Raw genomic sequence first — 17119 nt, 5'->3', positions numbered from 1 at the left:
CACGACATGCCACCGCCACCGCCCAGCGCCTTCGACAGCGCTTCCTTCGCGGCAAACCGCGCAGCCAGCGATTCGGGCGAGCGCGGTGCCCCAGCCGCCGTGACGAGCTCATCGGGGGTGAACAACCGCGCCGCCAACGAGGGAGTTCGCGCCAGCGACTCGGCGAAGCGTTCGACAGGCACCACGTCGATCCCCACCCCGACGACAGCCATAGCCGGATTATTCGACGGTGACGGACTTCGCGAGATTGCGCGGCTTGTCGACGTCGTACCCGCGCGCCTGGGCGATCTCGGCGGCGAGCACCTGTAGCGGAATCGTGGTGACGAACGGCGACAGCAGCGTCGGCACGGCAGGCACCTCGATGAAGTGATCGGCGTGCTCGCGCGCGAGCACATCGGTCGACTCACCGATGACGATCGTGCGCGCACCGCGCGCCTGGATCTCGGAGACGTTCGACAGCATCTTCTGGTGCAGCACCGGTCGTCCGGTGGGCGACGGCATGATCACCACCACCGGCAGGCCGTCCTCGATGAGCGCGATCGGCCCGTGCTTCAACTCGCCCGCCGGGAACCCCTCGGCGTGCATGTATGCGAGTTCCTTGAGTTTCAGCGCGCCCTCGAGCGCCACCGGGTAGCCGACGTGCCGACCGAGGAAGAGCACCGCCTTGGACGTCGCGATCTCGCGGGCCAGCTCGCGCACCGGCTCGACCAGCGCGAGGGTGTCCTCGACCGCGGACGCGACCGAGCACAGCCCCTCGTACTCGCGCACGATCTCGTCGCCGTACTTGGTGCCGCGCGCCTGCGCGAGCGCGAGGCCGACGAGCTCGACCGCGGCGAGCTGCGCCAGGAATGTCTTCGTCGCCGCGACCCCGATCTCGGGCCCGGCGTGGGTGTAGAGCACGGCGTCCGACTCGCGCGGGATCTGCGCGCCGTTGGTGTTGCAGATCGCCAACACCTTGGCCTTCTGGTCCTTCGCGTGCCGCACCGCCTCGAGGGTGTCGGCGGTCTCGCCCGACTGGCTGATCGCGACGACGAGGGTGGCGCGGTCGAGCACGGGGTCGCGGTACCGGAACTCGGACGCCATCTCGACCTCGACCGGCACCCGCGTCCAGTGCTCGATCGCCTGCTTGCCGAGCAGGCCCGCGTGGTACGCCGTGCCGCAGGCGACGATGAAGACCTTGTCGATGTCGCGCAGTTCCTGCTGATCGAGCCGCTGCTCGTCCAGCACGATCTGCCCGTCGACGAGGTGACCCAGCAGCGTCTCGCGCACGGCGGCCGGCTGCTCCTGGATCTCCTTGAGCATGAAGTAGTCGAAGCCGCCCTTCTCCGCGGCGGCGAGGTCCCAGTCGATGTGGAAGTGCTTGCCGTCGGCGGGCTCACCGTGGAAGTCGGTGACGGTGTAGCCGTCGCGGCGGATCTCGACGACCTGGTCCTGCCCGAGCTCGACGGCCTCGCGGGTGAACTCGATGAACGCGGCGACGTCGCTGCCGAGGAAGGTCTCGCCGTCACCGATGCCGAGGACGAGCGGCGAGTTGCGGCGCGCGGCGACGACGACGTCGGGCTGCTGCGCGTCGACGAGGACGAGGGTGAACGCGCCGTGCAGCCGGCGGCAGACGGCGCGCAGCGCGTCCGCCAGCGAGCCGCCGTGCCGCGCGAGGTGGCGCGCGACGAGGTGCGGCACGACCTCGGTGTCGGTGTCGCTGATCAGCTCGATGCCCTCGGCCTCGAGCTCGGCGCGCAGGGCCGCGTGGTTCTCGATGATGCCGTTGTGGATCGCGGCGATCCGCCCCGTGCTGTCGGCGTGCGGGTGGGCGTTGCGGTCGGTCGGGCCGCCGTGCGTGGCCCAGCGGGTGTGCCCGATACCGGTGTGTCCGGTGATGTCGGCCTCGGCGACGGCCTTGTCGAGGTTCTCGATGCGGCCCGCCTTCTTGGCGATCTGCAGGCCCGTGTCGCCGATGACGGCGACCCCGGCCGAGTCGTAGCCGCGGTACTCGAGACGCCGCAGACCCTCGATGACGACGTCGAGGGCAGGACGTGGTCCGACGTAACCGACGATGCCGCACATGGTGATCAGGGTAAGGCCCGCAGGTCACAGCGGCCCCGCTCGACTCAGTCCGGCCGGGGCACGCGGGGCGTCGTGTGTGGCGCCGCAGCGGGCGGACACGCCGCCCGCGCGCCCGCAGCACGGCCACACACCGCGCCGCGGCAGGAGGTGTGTGGCGCCGCAGCGGGCGGACACGCCGGCCGTGCGCCCGCAGCGCGGCCAAACACCGCGCCGGCCACCGCGCACGTCACCCGCGCACGTCACCGCGCACGTCGCCGTCCGCGGGCCTCGCGACGGCGTGCAATAGCGTGCGAGGGATGGACGACCGACACGCGTGGGAGCAGCCGGGCGCGCACGAGGAGGCGCCGGGTGTCTGGCGCATCCCCCTGCCGCTGCCGGGCGACAGCCTCAAGGCGGTCAACGTCTACGCCGTGGCGGACGGCGACCGGCTGGTCATGATCGACGGCGGCTGGGCGCTGGAGGGCTCGCCCGAACTGCTCGCCGGCGCGCTGCGCTCGATCGAATACCAGCCCGGCGACGTGCGCGAGTATCTCGTCACGCACGTGCACCGCGACCACTACACGCTCGCCGTCGCGATGCGCCGCGAGCACGGCGGTTCGGTCGCGCTCGGCGAGGGCGAGAAGGCCACGCTGGACGCGTTCTACGAGGTCACCGTGCATCCCGACATCGCCGCCCTGCACGAGGCCGGCGCGCTCGACCTGTCGCGCATGCTCGCCGCCTGGCGCGGCGAGCGCGACACCACCGACTGGGAGTACCCCGACCGCTGGCTCACCGACGGCATCGATGTGCCGCTGAGCACGCGCACGCTGCGGGTCATCGCGACGCCCGGCCACACCCGCGGCCACGTCGTCTTCCACGACCCCGAGCACGGCGTGTTGTTCGCCGGTGACCACGTGCTGCCGCACATCACCCCGTCGCTCGGCGTCGAGCTGGTTCGACCCCAGTCACCGCTGCGCCTGTACATGGACTCGCTCGCCACCGTGCGTGCCCTGCCGGACGCCCGCCTGCTGCCCGCCCACGGCCCCGCCGTCGCCTCGGTGCACGCCCGCGTCGACGAGTTGGTGCGGCACCACGAGCAGCGGCTCGAGATCATGCTCGGCGAGGTGCGCAAGGGCGCGGCGACCGCCTTCGAGGTCGCGAACGCGATCGGCTGGACGCGCCGCGGCCGCGCCTTCGCCGAGCTGGACGAGTTCAACCAGATGCTCGCCGTGCACGAGACGGTCGCGCACTTGCGACTGCTCGTCGAACACGGCGAGCTGACCGCGTCCAGCGCCGACGGCATCACCCACTACGCCGTCACCTGACGCCATCACGTCAGAAGCCGTTCTCCTCGAGCTCGCTCTCGGGCTCGGCGTCGACGGGCGGCTCGGCGAGCATCGTGGCCGCGTCGTAGAGGCCGGTGAGCACGATCTCGACGTCGGCGATGAGGTCGTCGAGCCACGGTTGCGCCGACGACCGCTGCAGCGCGGCGTGCACGAACTGCTGGAAGTGACCGACGGTGCGGGCGAGCAGTTCGGGGCCGACGGCGAGCTCGGCGGTGGTGCCGGGCAGGCCGAGCGCCTCGCCGAGGGCCAGCCAGCCCTCGATGACGTCGCCGATGCGTCGCGTGTCCGACTCCGGGCGCCCCCGGTGCGCCGCGCCGAAGAAGCAGACCAGTCCGGCGGCGGCGGCGTCGAGCTCGGCGAACAGCGTGCGCTCGTCCGGCGTGGCCTGCGGGACGGCGAGCAGCAGGTGCTCGTCGAGCGTGGTCAGCGCGGCGGCGACCTCGACGGCCTGCGTGGTGCTGGCGGTGATCGTGGCCTCGAGCTCGGCGACGCGGCGCTCGGCGGCGATGAGCTCGCCGGCGGCGGCGCGCTGCGCGTCGTCGGCGGCGGTGGCGAGCTCGACCTCGTAGCGGGCGAAGACGAGCTCCTGCTGGGCCTGGTCGAGTTCGAGCACGGCGTCGTCGCGGCGGACGCGCAGCGCGTCGAGGCGGCGGCCGGTCTCGGCGCGCCGGTGCAGCAGGGCGGCGTAGTCGGGCAGCGCCATCGGCATGCGGCCGGCGCGTCCGGTCAGCAGGCGCAGCCGGGCGGTGAGGGCGACGATCTCGTCGCGGCACGGCAGGGCGAGGCCGCGGGCGACGCGGCCGAGCACCACGAGGGCGGCGATGCCACGCTCGGCGTCGAAGCGCACCCGCACCTCGTGCAGGTCGCGGCGCACCTCCTCGGCGCGGCGCAGGTCGGTGAGGGTCTGGGCGCGCAGCGCGCCGACGGCCGACGCGGCGGGCGAACCGGGCAGGGTCAGCTCACGCAGCCAGACCTTCGGGTCGGCCGGGCTCTCGGAGCGCACCGCCCACACGGCCCGCAGCCGCGGCCGGCAGCGCTCGACCAGGTCGCGGGCCAGCAGCAGCAACGCCGCATCGATGGCCGAACGGACGCTGATCTCGTCCGTCTGCTCAGGCATCCGTACCCGCATGGCTCCCGTGTCCTCCTCGTGCTGGTACCGGGACCAACGAGGCGGGCGGGACGACGTTGCGCTCGCAACCGCCGCCGTGACGGCGCGCACGCCCTGCGGACGCGACCCCGCGCCGGACCAGGATGGCCAGACCGGGCGGCGACCCGGTGCGGGCATCAAGATCCAGGGCGGGCGAGCGCGTCAGACGGCGCGGACGGCCTCGGCGACGCGGCCGGCGACGGCGTCGGCCTGGGCCTGCGTACCGGCCTCGACCATGACGCGGACGAGCGGCTCGGTGCCCGACGGGCGCAGCAGCACGCGGCCCGAGTCGCCGAGCTCGGCCTCGGCGGCGGCGACGGCCGAGGTGACCGACGACGACGCGGCGACGGCCGACTTGTCGCTCACCCGCACGTTCACCAGCGTCTGCGGCAGGCGGTGCACGATCGCGGCGAGGTCGGCCAGCGGGCGTCCGGTCGTGACCATGCGGGCCATGACGTGCAGGGCGGTCAGCAGTCCGTCGCCGGTGGTCGCGGCGTCGGTGAACACGATGTGCCCGCTCTGCTCGCCGCCGAGGTTGAGGTTGCGCTCGCGCAGCGTCTCGAGCACGTACCGGTCGCCGACGGCGGTCGTGAGCACCTGGATGCCGGCGTCGCGCATGGCGTGGTGGAAGCCGAGGTTGCTCATGACCGTGGCGACGACGGTGTCGTCGTGCAGGCGTCCCTGCTCGCGCAGCGCGACCGCGCAGATGGCGAGCAACTGGTCGCCGTCGACGACCGTGCCGGACGCGTCGACGGCCAGGCAGCGGTCGGCGTCGCCGTCGTGGGCGATGCCGAGGTCGGCCCCGGACGCCCGGACCGCCTCGATCAGGCCCTCGAGGTGCGTCGAGCCGACACCGTCGTTGATGTTGAGGCCGTCGGGCGCGGCCGCGATGGCGGTGACCCGCGCGCCCTGTCGCTCGTACAGCGCCGGGGCCACGGCGGACGCCGCCCCGTGCGCGCAGTCGACGACGACGTGCAGCCCGTCGAGCCGGGTCGGCACGGCGGCGGCAAGGTGGTCGAGGTACCGGGCGCCGGCGTCGACGGCGGTGCGCAGCCGGCCGACGGCCGCCCCGATCGGACGCGTCTCGGCGCCCTGCTCGACCTCGGCCTCGATATCGGACACGATGTAGTCAGGCAGCATGTGGACGCCGCGCGCGAACAGCTTCACTCCGATGTCGGGCATCGGGTTGTGCGAGGCCGAGAGCACCACACCGACGTCCGCGCCGTAGTCGGCGGTCAGGAACGCGACCGCCGGCGTCGGCAGCACCCCGACGGTGAGCACATCGGCGCCGGCGCTGGTGAGCCCGGCGATGACGGCGGCCTCGAGCATCTCGCCGCTGGCCCGCGGGTCGCGTCCGACCACGGCGAGCGGACGGTGCGACGCGTCGTGCGCGACGAGCACACGCGCGGCGGCCGCGGCGACCGCGAGGGCCAACTCCGGCGTGAGCTCGTCGTTGGCCAGCCCGCGGACGCCGTCGGTGCCGAACAGCGCCAAGATCAGCGCTTCGAGTACTGAGGCGCCTTGCGAGCCTTCTTCAAGCCGTACTTCTTGCGCTCCTTGACCCGGGCGTCACGGGTGAGGAAGCCGGCCTTCTTCAGGGCCGGACGGTCGTCGGGCTCGGCGCCGATGAGCGCGCGGGCGATCGCCAGGCGCAGCGCGCCGGCCTGCCCGGTGACGCCGCCGCCCTTGAGGGTGGCGATGACGTCGTACTGGCCGTCGCGCTCGAGGGTCACGAACGGCTCACGGATGAGCTGCTGGTGCACCTTGTTCGGGAAGTAGGCCTCGAGGGTGCGGCCGTTGAGCTTGAACTCGCCGCTGCCCGGCACGAGGCGGACGCGGACGACGGCCTCCTTGCGGCGGCCGACGGTGGGGGCTGGGGCGGTCACTGCGACACCTGCTTGATCTCGAACGGCTGGGGCTTCTGAGCGGCGTGCGGGTGCTCAGGCCCCGCGTAGACCTTCAGCTTCTTGAACTGGGCGCGGCCGAGGGTGTTCTTCGGCAGCATGCCCTTGACGGCGAGCTCGATGAGCCGCTCGGGCTTGGTCTCGAGCAGGTCACCCACGGTGCGGCGCGAGAGCCCGCCCGGGTAGCCCGAGTGACGGAAGCGGAACTCGCCGAGCTTGCTCGGGCTGACCGCGACCTTGTCGGCGTTGATGATGATCACGAAGTCGCCGGTGTCGACGTGGTTCGCGAACTGCGGCTTGTGCTTGCCCCGCAGCAGGGTGGCGGCCTGGCTGGCCAGGCGGCCCAGGACGACGTCGTTGGCGTCGATCACGTGCCACCGGCGGTCGATGTCGCCGGGGCGAGGGGTGTACGTGGACACTCGTCTGCTCTCTGTCGGTCTTCACGCCATAGGCGCCCCCGCGATCACGATGTGATCCCGAGGCATGGCCGGGCACGTGCGGTGCTCCGCACGCCAGCGCTCGACTCTACCGACTCACCGTCGGCGCGGCCAAATCGCCCGTTGACGGCCCGTCACGATCTTGCTCGTGCGGGGGCGGTCGCTTCAGGTCGGGCGACAACATGCCGATGGGACGACGCAGGAGCTCAACCAGGGCCAGGGAAGGACGCTGTCCGATGCTCGACGAATCGCGGGACGCCGTGCGTCCTGACCTCGTCGGCATCCCGCCGGTGCACCGTTCCGTGCTCGACAGCGAGTTCGCCGTGCTGCTGCACAACATCGCCGACCCCGAGCTGGCCGAGGACGTCGCCCGCGGCCTCGTGGACGCCCTGCGCGACGCCGCCTCGCTCGACGGGCTGCACCTCGCCGTGGCCGGCAGCGTCGGCATCGCCTGCTTCCCCGACCGGTCGACCTCGACCGACGAGCTCATGCGCCGCTCGGACGTCGCCCTCGTGCACGCCCGCCACATGCAGGCCGCGCTTCGTAGCTACATCTTCGCCCTGGACGAGCAGGACGCCGGCTCGACGGCGCTCGGCACCGAGCTGCGCGACGCCATCGGCGACGGCCAGTTCCAGTTCGTCTTCCAGCCGCAGATCGACCTGTCGACGCAGCGGCTCGTCGGCGCCGAGGCGCTGGCCCGCTGGAACCACCCGACCCGCGGGCTGCTCGGGCCGGTGGAGTTCATGACGGTGATCGAGCGGTCGGGCTTCGTCCGCGAGTTCACGCTGCACGCCCTCGACCGCGCCTGCGCCGCCGCGGCGGAGTGGTGGCGCCTCGGCCTGCACGTGCCGGTGTCGGTGAACCTCTCGGCGCGCAACCTGCTCGACCTCAAGCTGCCGGCCGACGTCGCCGCGACCCTCGTCCGGCACGAGCTGCCGCCGGAGCGGCTCATCCTCGAGATCACCGAGAGCTCGGCGGTCTCGGACGCCCGCACCGTCGAGATGGTGCTGGCGAAGCTGCGCGACGTCGGGGTGCAGCTGTCCGTCGACGACTTCGGCACCGGCTACTCGTCCATGGCCTTCCTGCAGCGTGTGTCGGTCGACGAGATCAAGATCGACAAGTCGTTCGTCATCCCGATGACGCGCTCGGCCAGCGACCAGGCGATCGTGCGCGCGACCATCGAGCTCGCCCACGGCCTCGGCGTGCGCGTCGTCGCCGAGGGCGTCGAGACCGGCCAGCACGCCGAGCAGCTCAAGCGGCTGCACTGCGACGTCGCCCAGGGCTGGCACTACGGCAAGCCGGGCACCGTCGACCAGCTGCGGACGGCCGAGACGACGTACTGCCGTCCGGCGTTGGCGCGCCGCCGCCGGGCCGCCGCCAGCTGACCGTCGGCCTCCCTGCGGCACGATCGCCGGCGTGATCGTCGACAGCCACGTGCACCTGCAGCCGCCGCGGCTGGCCGCCGCCGTCCGCGAGTTCTTCTTCCGCTTCCTGCCCGAGGACGTGTTCGCGTACCCGACGGACCACGAGCTCGTCCTGCGCGCGCTGCGCGCCGCCGGCATCGGGACGGTCTGGAACCTGCCGTACGCGCACAAGCCGGGCGTGGCTGCGGGCTTGAACGCCGCGTCGGCCGAGCTGGTCGCGACGAACCCGGTGCCCGAGGTGTCGGTCGTCGGCGGCTGCACGGTGCACGTCGGTGACCCCTCGCCCGCCGATGTGCTGCTCGCCGCCCTGGACGAGCACGGGCTGCGTGTGCTGAAGCTGCACTGCTCGGTGGGCGACTACGACGTCGACGACCCGCGCCTGGACGCGATGTGGAGCGTCGTCGAGGCGCGCGGCGTGCCGACGACCGTGCACGCGGGCCACGGCGTCGACGGCGCGACGGCCGGGTCGGAACTTGACGGCCTGTCGCGGGTGGCCGCGCGCTTCCCCGGCGCGCCACTGATCGTTGCCCACGCCGCGCATCCAGCGACCGACGCGACCGTGGCATTGCTGGAACTCCATCCGAACGTGCACGCCGACCTGACGCCGCGCATCACCGACGAGGTCGCGCTGGACGACGCCACGCTCGAGCACTTCGCCGACCGCATCCTGTTCGGCAGCGACGCCCCGAACACGGCCCTGCCCGTCGAGGTCGGCATCGGCCGCATTCGGCGGCTGTCAGGCCGGGCGCAGGACGCGATTCTCGGCGGCACGGCCCGTCGGCTGCTCGGCGGTGTCTGAGTTCTCCGCCGGGTCCTTTGCATTTTGATCTTGCATGGTGTTGAGTCAGCGGCACGGACGCATTCCCGCGCAGCGCGCGGTGCATTGATCATGAATTGCGATCAAGTGCCGGTTCGGCCGTTTCGCCGAGTTCAGGACCTTCGACGCACAAAGGTCCCGTCCATCGTCCAGGGACCAAATACCCCGTGGACCCAAAGAGACCAATCCAACGTCCTGTTTCGTGCACTCCCGGATTGACCGTCCGATGCTGGAGTGTCACCTTCTTGGTGCGGCAGCCGACAACGGACGCTGCGGGAACTGGGGGCCGGCGATCCGTCCCACCATTCTCTGACCGACAGCCTGGGGGAACGACGCCGTACGTCCCTTTTCGACCGAAAGCTATGTCAGCCGGTCGGACGGGATTTCTCGACGAACAGCTCAAGACGGACTTCTCTTCACTGACGGTCCGTCACCACGTGGAACCAACGGCGTTGAGCAGCGCGAGACGGCAACAGACTCCTAGCCGTTGTCGCCGATTGACCCGGGATCTAACTACCCAGGTTCCGGACTAACCAAACACCTGCGGCTGCCGATGGGAGTCGCAAACCACCACAACTCCCCAGGGGGAACCATGCTGAAGACCCTCGAGCGCCTCCAGGAGGCCCGCGAGACCCGCCACAACGACAAGGGCTTCACGCTCATCGAGCTCCTGATCGTCATCGTCATCCTCGGCATCCTCGCCGGCATCGTCGTGTTCGCCGTCGGCGGCGTGACCGACAAGGGCGACACCTCGGCGTGCAAGGCAGAGGTCACGACCATCGCCAACGCCGAAGAGGCGTACTACGCCAAGACCGGCGGCTACGGCACGATCACGCAGCTGCAGACCGCCCCGAACAAGTTCCTCCGCGCAGGGACCCCGAAGTACGTCACCGCCGCGAGCGCGACGGACGGCTCGCTGACCATGGCGGCCGGCGCCCCCTGCACCGCGCAGTAACAAGCCGCTCGTCATGTGGTGGGGGGGCCGCCGAGGGTGACCCCCCACCACGTCGATCCAACCCGTAGGGGAACCGATGTCGCACGTCCACACGATTGGCTCGAAGGCCGACGCCCTGCTCAACGCACTGTGGGACGCCAGCGGCACCGACCTCCTCCTGACCGTCGGCATGGCCCCACAGCTTCGCGTGCACGGCGAGCTCATCCCCGTGACGGGCGCCGGGCCGCTCACGGCCGACGACACCGACGAACTGCTCGCCGAGGTGCTGACCGCCGACCAGCAAGCAGCGTGGAACGCATCGCACGAATACGACTTCTCGTTCACGTGGCGAGAGCACGCGCGCGTTCGCGGCAATGCCTTCACCCAGCGCGGGTACACCGCCATCGCACTGCGCATGATCCCGCGTGACATTCCGTCGCCGGAGACGATCGGGCTGCCGCCGGTCGTTCCCCACCTGGCGATGCAGCACCAAGGCCTCATTCTCTTCACCGGCCCGACGGGGTCCGGCAAGTCGACCACGCTCGCATCATTGATCGACATGATCAATACGAAGCGCGCTTGTCACATCATCACCGTCGAAGACCCGATCGAGTACATCCACGACCACAAGCGTTCTGCGGTCAACCAACGCGAGGTCGGCACGGACACGGGTGATTTCGCGAACGCGCTGCGCTCAGTCCTCCGTGAAGATCCAGACGTGCTGCTCGTCGGCGAGATGCGTGATCTCGATTCGATCCGCTTCGCATTGACCGTCGCCGAGACGGGTCACTTGGTCTTCGCGACCCTCCACACGAACGACACCGCGCAATCGCTCTCACGCATGATCGACGTCTTCCCTGCTGACCAGCAGGCGCAGGTCCGCGTGCAGCTCGCTGCCGCGTTGAGTTGCGTGGTCTACCAGCGGCTGATTCCGCGGGCCGATCGTCGCGGGATGGTCGCTGCATATGAGGCGTTGGTCGCCACGCCGGCCGTGCGAAATCTCATCAAGGAAGGCAAGACCCACCAGCTGCGGAACTCGCTCGTCACCGGCGCTCAGGACGGCATGGTCACCTTCGAGCAGACCCTCTCCAAGCTGATCCAGGAAGGGGTCATCACCTACGAGGACGCTGTACACCGCAGCCTGTACCCGAAGGACATCGAGACGCGACCGCGGCTGCGGGCGAGCGTGACAGCGTGAAGATCGGGCGCGGCAAGCCGAACGCCCCGGCGCCCGTCGAGGCAGCGGTCGAGTACCGCGATCCGCATCCCGACGAGCGTGCCCTCGCGACCAAGCTGGTCGATGAAAGACTTGTCGACGGCGCGCTCGTCGAACGCGCCCTGACCAACCTCAACGAGTTGAGCCTCGGCACCACTCTTTTGCGCCAGGGCGCGATCACCGACGCGCGCCTGACGAAGGCCCTTGGCGATCTCACCGGTGTAGAGCGCGTCGACCTCCGTGAGGCGTCGCCAGAGCCCCTAGCCGTTGAACTCGTCCCGGAGGAGATCGCCCGCGCCTCGTGCCTCATCCCGTTGTCGCTCGCCGAAGACGACGCGGTGATCATCGTCTTCGCAGACCCGTCAGCCGGCGCGGTGGAGAGGCTGTCACAGCAGATCGGGCGCCCGGTTGTTCCGCGGATCGCCGCGACGGCCGACATCCGTCGGGCGATCGACGGCAGCTATCGCGCCACCAGCGGCGTCGGCACGCACCTCAGGGAGTTCGAGGTCAAGGACGTTCTGCGCCAGGCGCAGCGTCAGGAAGCCGTCGCGGCCAACGAAGAGGCCCCCGTCGTCCAGGTGGCACAGATGATCATCACTCAGGCGCTTCGCGACCGGGCGTCTGACATCCACATCGAGCCGGGCGACGAGAAGGTCCGTGTCCGGTACCGGATCGACGGTGCGCTGCACGACGTGCTGTCGTTGCCCGAGTCGATCGGCCCCGCGCTCGTCAGCCGCATCAAGATTCTCGGCGGAATGAACATCGTCGAGCGTCGCCGCCCGCAGGACGGACAAATCACGACCCAGATCGAGGGGAAGGACGTCGACATCCGGGTCTCGACCACGGCGGTCGTCGGCGGCGAGAAGGTCGTCATGCGGGTGCTCGACAAGAGCCGTCCGCTCTTCGCTCTGACAGACCTCGGCATGCCGGACGCTGTCGCGGAGCGATATGCCACTCTACTCCGCTCCCCGTACGGCATGGTCATCTGCTCCGGTCCGACCGGGAGTGGGAAGACAACGACGCTGTACGCCTCGCTCTCGGAGCTCAACACTCCTGAGCGCAACCTCATGACCATCGAAGACCCGGTCGAGTACACCTTTCCGACGATCAATCAGATCCAGATCAACGAGCAGGCCGGCATCACGTTCGCCGGCGGGTTGAAGTCGATCCTCCGCCAAGACCCTGACGTCATTCTCGTCGGCGAGGTGCGTGACGCGGAGACCGCGCGCATCGCAGTGCAATCGGCCTTGACCGGCCACTTCGTGCTCTCGTCGCTCCACGCCACCGACTCCGTGTCAGCCCTCCACCGCTTGCTCGACATGGGTATCGAGGCCTTCCTCGTCACTTCTGCGGTGACTGCCGTGGTGGCGCAACGGCTCGTCCGTCGCATCTGCAGCTACTGCAAGCAGCCTTCGGCTCCGACGAACGAGGAAAAGGCCTTTCTTGCGTCCATCGGGGCCGGCATCCCCGATGACGCCTTCATGCGGGGCGAAGGTTGCAACTTCTGCAGTCACACCGGTTACCTCGAGCGGATCGGCATCTATGAGCTGCTCACGCTGACCGACGCGATGCGCGAGATGATCCTCGACCGGACGTCGCACGATCAGTTCCGCAAGGTGGCGATCGCGAACGGACTGAACACCCTGCAGGACCAAGCCGTCGAACTCGTCGCATCGGGCACCACCACTGTGTCCGAGGCAATGCGCACCATCTTCATCGCAGGAGCCTGACCATGCCTCGCTTCGCCTACACCGCCACAACCCTCGATGGCGCCCCTGCCAAAGGCGTCGAAAAGGCCGGCAGCCGCGGCGAGTTCGAGTTGGCCCTGTACGACCGCGAACTGCGAGACATCGCGATCGTGGAGAAGAAGTCGATCCTGCAGCTCGAGATCTCAGGGCCGCGCGTCAAGCGTGAAGATCTCATGCACATCTCGCGGCAGCTGGCCGCCTTCGTCAAGGCAGGCCTGCCGATCCTCGACGCGGTGCACTCAGTCGCCGCCGAGGCCGAGAACTCCTCTGTCCGTCGCGTGATGGCCGACATCGAGGCACGCCTGCGTGCCGGCGAACGCTTCTCCGATTCGCTGGATGCGCACGCTGACGTGTTCCCGGAGTTCTACCGCGGCATCGTCCGGTCGGCAGAGCTGACCGGTGAGCTCGACATCGTGCTCCTACGACTGTCGAACTACATCAAGCGGGACCTCGACGCTCGCCGCAAGCTGAAGTCGGCGACCATCTACCCCGCGATCGTCGGCGTCCTCGCTGTCGTGGCGATCGGCGTCATCGGCTGGTGGGTGCTGCCGAAGTTCAAGGTGTTCTTCGCAGGACTGCACGCCGACCTCCCGCTGCCGACACGGATGTTGTTGGCGATGACCAATTTCTTGACCCACTGGTGGTGGGCGATCCTCGCTGTGATCGCCATCATCGGCATCTCGATCTTCTCGGCAACGAAGACGGAGAGGGGTCGGTATGCCCTGGACGGATTCCTGCTGAAGGTCCCCGTGCTCGGAGAGACCATCCAGTACGCCCTCGTCGAGCGCTTCTGCCGGATCCTCGCCTCAATGGTGAACGCCGGCGTCTCCCTACCTGAAGCACTTCGGGTCGCGACGGAATCCCTCAAGAACAAGGTCTACATCAAGTCGCTCGACGGCGTGACCGAGGCGATGTTGGAGGGCCAAGGGCTTGCCACCCCGCTCGCACGGACAGCACTGTTTCCCGCCACTGCGGTCCAGATGCTCCGCGTGGGTGAGGAGACAGGGACACTCGACACCCAGCTCGAAGTGACGGCCGAATTTTTCGAGACCGAACTCGACTACAAGGTCACCAAGCTCACGTCCCTCTTCGAGCCGATCATCATCCTCACGATGGGTGGCGGCGTCGGCTTCGTCGCAGTTGCGCTCGTGTCAGCGATGTATGGCGCCTTCAACCAGGTCAAGGTATGACCCCCCTGGAACGGAGGCTCGACGAAGCACGGCCCGACGACGGCTTCACGCTCGTTGAGCTCATCCTGGCCATCGCCATACTCGGCGGTGTGATCGCCGCCCTGGTCGGTGCGATGTTCACAAACATCAAAGCCTCGGACTACAACCGGAAGCAAGCCACGGTCGACACGATCCTCAAGGACTACGCCGAAGCCTTGAACGTTGCGGTGAGCGCCCGCACCGGAGCGTCATGGTGCCTGGCCGGCAGTACGACAACCAACTACGCTCCCGCCTACACAGCTCCTACTGGGTACACCGTCAGCGGCTCGGCGCCGAACTGTCCAACCTTCAGCGCCAATACGGCTCAGTACCAGGTCGTCACGATCACGGCGTCGTCGCAGGACGCTCGCGACTCGGAAACACTGCGGGTCGTCGTTCGCCCGACGTGCATCCTCACTGGATCGTCATGCTGAGGCGCCCCCGGGATGAGGACGGCGCCGCGCTCGTCATCGCGCTCGTCTTCCTGATCTTCATCTCAGTGCTTGTGACGGCGTCGCTGAACATCGTCTTCACCGACACCAAGGCAACGCCCGTCATTCGCGCCAACCGCGCTCTCGCCTACGACGCCGACGCCGCCCTGCAATACGCAATCGCGACCATTCGAGTGAATCCGAACCAAGGTCTTCAGTACTCCTGTGACGCCATCCCCTTCCCTGGTTCGTCGTCGGGATTCACGTTGAACCAGTCGATCAGCCTTCAGGTCAACTGTTCACCGGAACAGCCGAATAGTCCGCTGTACTACCAGCGGCATGTCCAGCTTCAGGTTGTCTGCGTCGGGAGCACCACCGGCCCGTGCGCGAATCCCCTGCTGCGAGCAGATGTGCGCTTCTACGACGACAAGTCGCTGGGCCGAACCGTGGTGGTCACCACCTGGAGCGGACTGTGAGAGCAACGCGTCCGAAGGATGAGGACGGCTTCACCCTCATCGAGCTTCTCGTCGTTCTGACCGTTTCGTCTGTCGTGATCGGTGCGCTCGTGTACGCGATGTTCACGACGGCTCACAACACCGCCGCCACGAATGCTCACTTCGCAAGGTCGCACGACGCTCAGATCTTCGGCAACTACCTGACCGCCGACGCCGAGGGCGCCGTAGGAACAAGCGCATCGACAGCGCACGTCACCGCGAACGGGACGGCGTGTGTGCCCGCAGGACAGTCGGGCACGTCAGTGCTGCGACTCGGCGCCACCAGGACGAGTACGACCTTCGGCACGACGACGGTCACCGTCAACTACGTTCTTGGCACCGACAACCGGCTGACACGCTGGAAGTGCGATGGCACTACGTCAACGAGCAACGTCGTCGGGCACGCAGTGGCCGATGTCGTCGCGACGTGTAAGGCGGGTACGACGACACAAGCATGCGCTGCCGGCTCAACCGGCCTGACTGTCACGGTCACCTCCACGACCGACAACGGGGATTTCGACGCGTCCAATGCCTATACCTACGCCTTGAACGCCAGCTTCCGAGCGGCATATGCGCCGAGTCCAACCGCCACGCCGACGCCGTATCAGCCGCCAGCGGGTGGTTTCCCGATCATCGCATTGGGCAACAGCACCACTTCTCCGAGCTTCAGCCTGTCCGGCAATGCAAGCGTGACGCTGCCGCCGAATGCTGCAGTCGCCACGAATGGCTATGCCTACTACCAGGGAAGTCCTTCGCTGGACCCCGCAAGCACGTCCGTGAACGCAGGCGGCGCATGCCAGGGGAACAAGTGCTCCAATCTCGGAAGTCGCTACAAGTCGCCGGCCGGTGTGGTCGGCGATCCGTACTACGGCTTGGCGACGCCCACGTCGTCCACTTCGCGGACCGGGTGCGGGAGCACGCATGCGGCGTCACCCGGCACGTATGCCGCGACGCTCAGCATCAGCGGCAACTGTGTCCTGCAACCAGGCGTCTACGTCCTGCAGAACGGACTGGACGTCGGCAACGGCAATGTGACGTGCGCGAGCACCTGCTCGGCCGGCGGGGAGAGCGGTGTCGTCTTCGTCGTCACGGGGGGCAGTGTTGATGTCGGTAACGGCTCCGTCGCAGTACCCAAGTACGGTGGGACGAACGCTCCAACAATGCACGGATTTGTCGTATTTCAGCCGCGAACGAACACGAATGCGATGTCATTCCACGGCAATGGCGCGTTCGGCGGGACAGGCGCGAGCGACAAGGGCATCATCTATGCGCCGGCAACGACATTCGGATACAACGGCACGGTTGACCTCAACGTGTCGCAGTTGATCGTCAACGACCTGGCGAACAACGGCAACGCGTCGCTCGACCTCTCGTAGCGGAACAGTGGGGGCAGGAATGAACCGCATCCGAGGCGGAGATGACGACGGTTTCACCCTGATCGAATTGGTCGTGGTGCTCGTCGTCTCCGCGGTCGTGATCAGCGCGCTGATGTTCGGCATGTTCACGACCGCGCACAACACGCAAGCGACAGACGCACACTTCGCGCGGTCACACGACGCGCAGATCTTCGCGAACTACCTGACGGCAGATGCTCTTGGGGCGACTGGCGCGACGGTCGCCACGTCGCACATCAGCGCTGCAGGGACGTACTGCGTCAGTGCGGCCGCAACAGGAACCTCCGTCCTCCGCTTGCGTGCGACCAGCACGAGCACCTCGTTTCAGACGAGCACGACAAGCATCAACTACATCCTCGGCACCGACAACAAGGTGACGCGGTACCTCTGTGGGGGCAGGACGGCCACGAATGTGGTCGGGCATGCCGTCTCCGATGTGACCGTGACGTGTACCGGCGGCGCCGGCTCCGCGTGCGACAGCTCGGCGACCGGTTTGTCTGCGGCCGTGACGTCCACCGTGAGCGCAGCGGATCTCGACGGATCGACGCCGTACGTCTACACCCTCAACGCGACCTT

At 68.6% G+C, this 17119-nt stretch carries 17 protein-coding genes; 11 read left to right on the top strand and 6 right to left on the bottom strand.

The features are described from left to right. Both ACTHMS_RS19250 and glmS read right to left on the bottom strand, forming a co-directional pair. A partial coding sequence (locus tag ACTHMS_RS19250) for a 4'-phosphopantetheinyl transferase superfamily protein (protein ID WP_440308278.1) occupies positions 1 to 212 on the bottom strand: 212 nt, incomplete at its 3' end. Between the two features lie 7 nt (positions 213 to 219). Beyond that, positions 220 to 2064, bottom strand: coding sequence for a glutamine--fructose-6-phosphate transaminase (isomerizing) (gene glmS, locus ACTHMS_RS19245; protein WP_440308277.1), 1845 nt, complete (start codon positions 2062 to 2064; stop codon positions 220 to 222). Positions 2065 to 2360: 296 nt separating this feature from the next. Here glmS and ACTHMS_RS19240 point away from each other — a divergent pair, with 296 nt between their 5' ends. Next, positions 2361 to 3368 (top strand): MBL fold metallo-hydrolase, encoded by a 1008-nt coding sequence (locus ACTHMS_RS19240; protein WP_440308276.1) that lies wholly within the window; start codon positions 2361 to 2363, stop codon positions 3366 to 3368. A gap of 10 nt (positions 3369 to 3378) precedes the next feature. Here the strand turns inward: ACTHMS_RS19240 and ACTHMS_RS19235 are convergent, their stop codons facing one another. From ACTHMS_RS19235 to rplM, 4 genes are all read right to left on the bottom strand, one after another. After that, complete coding sequence (locus tag ACTHMS_RS19235) at positions 3379 to 4506, bottom strand: hypothetical protein (RefSeq protein ID WP_440308275.1); 1128 nt, start codon at positions 4504 to 4506, stop codon at positions 3379 to 3381. 192 nt (positions 4507 to 4698) lie between these two features. Further along, positions 4699 to 6033 (bottom strand): phosphoglucosamine mutase, encoded by a 1335-nt coding sequence (gene glmM, locus ACTHMS_RS19230; protein WP_440308279.1) that lies wholly within the window; start codon positions 6031 to 6033, stop codon positions 4699 to 4701. Beyond that, positions 6033 to 6422, bottom strand: coding sequence for a 30S ribosomal protein S9 (gene rpsI / locus ACTHMS_RS19225; RefSeq protein ID WP_440308274.1), 390 nt, complete (start codon positions 6420 to 6422; stop codon positions 6033 to 6035). Before rpsI ends, glmM begins: the two co-directional genes overlap by 1 nt. Further along, positions 6419 to 6859: a 50S ribosomal protein L13 gene (gene rplM, locus ACTHMS_RS19220; RefSeq protein WP_440308273.1), complete on the bottom strand. Its 441-nt coding sequence runs from the start codon at positions 6857 to 6859 to the stop codon at positions 6419 to 6421. Before rplM ends, rpsI begins: the two co-directional genes overlap by 4 nt. A gap of 254 nt (positions 6860 to 7113) precedes the next feature. Between rplM and ACTHMS_RS19215 the strand changes: the two genes are divergently transcribed. From ACTHMS_RS19215 to ACTHMS_RS19170, 10 genes are all read left to right on the top strand, one after another. Beyond that, positions 7114 to 8262, top strand: a complete 1149-nt coding sequence (locus ACTHMS_RS19215; RefSeq protein WP_440308272.1) for a putative bifunctional diguanylate cyclase/phosphodiesterase — start codon at positions 7114 to 7116, stop codon at positions 8260 to 8262. 31 nt (positions 8263 to 8293) lie between these two features. After that, the gene (locus tag ACTHMS_RS19210; protein WP_440308271.1) at positions 8294 to 9100 is read left to right on the top strand and encodes an amidohydrolase family protein; all 807 of its coding nucleotides are present in this window, start codon (positions 8294 to 8296) and stop codon (positions 9098 to 9100) included. Between the two features lie 610 nt (positions 9101 to 9710). Further along, positions 9711 to 10073, top strand: a complete 363-nt coding sequence (locus ACTHMS_RS19205) for a type II secretion system protein (protein WP_440308270.1) — start codon at positions 9711 to 9713, stop codon at positions 10071 to 10073. Between the two features lie 76 nt (positions 10074 to 10149). After that, the gene (locus ACTHMS_RS19200) at positions 10150 to 11250 is read left to right on the top strand and encodes a type IV pilus twitching motility protein PilT (protein ID WP_440308269.1); all 1101 of its coding nucleotides are present in this window, start codon (positions 10150 to 10152) and stop codon (positions 11248 to 11250) included. Further along, positions 11247 to 12998 (top strand): GspE/PulE family protein, encoded by a 1752-nt coding sequence (locus ACTHMS_RS19195; RefSeq protein ID WP_440308268.1) that lies wholly within the window; start codon positions 11247 to 11249, stop codon positions 12996 to 12998. The genes ACTHMS_RS19200 and ACTHMS_RS19195 overlap by 4 nt, the downstream gene beginning before the upstream one ends. Before the next feature lie 2 nt (positions 12999 to 13000). Then, positions 13001 to 14206, top strand: a complete 1206-nt coding sequence (locus ACTHMS_RS19190) for a type II secretion system F family protein (RefSeq protein ID WP_440308267.1) — start codon at positions 13001 to 13003, stop codon at positions 14204 to 14206. Further along, entirely contained in the window at positions 14203 to 14658 is a 456-nt protein-coding gene (locus tag ACTHMS_RS19185; protein ID WP_440308266.1) for a type II secretion system protein, read from the top strand. Before ACTHMS_RS19190 ends, ACTHMS_RS19185 begins: the two co-directional genes overlap by 4 nt. Next, positions 14652 to 15131: a hypothetical protein gene (locus ACTHMS_RS19180; RefSeq protein WP_440308265.1), complete on the top strand. Its 480-nt coding sequence runs from the start codon at positions 14652 to 14654 to the stop codon at positions 15129 to 15131. The genes ACTHMS_RS19185 and ACTHMS_RS19180 overlap by 7 nt, the downstream gene beginning before the upstream one ends. Further along, positions 15128 to 16525 (top strand): prepilin-type N-terminal cleavage/methylation domain-containing protein, encoded by a 1398-nt coding sequence (locus ACTHMS_RS19175; RefSeq protein ID WP_440308264.1) that lies wholly within the window; start codon positions 15128 to 15130, stop codon positions 16523 to 16525. The genes ACTHMS_RS19180 and ACTHMS_RS19175 overlap by 4 nt, the downstream gene beginning before the upstream one ends. A 19-nt stretch (positions 16526 to 16544) precedes the next feature. Beyond that, on the top strand, positions 16545 to 17119 hold a 575-nt coding region (locus tag ACTHMS_RS19170), incomplete at its 3' end, for a prepilin-type N-terminal cleavage/methylation domain-containing protein (RefSeq protein WP_440308263.1).

This window comes from Jatrophihabitans sp. (assembly GCF_051960575.1).
Classification (GTDB): domain Bacteria; phylum Actinomycetota; class Actinomycetes; order Mycobacteriales; family Jatrophihabitantaceae; genus JBQCEE01.
Note: the sequence above shows the minus strand (reverse complement) of the source record. Positions and strands in the feature narration are given on the sequence as shown.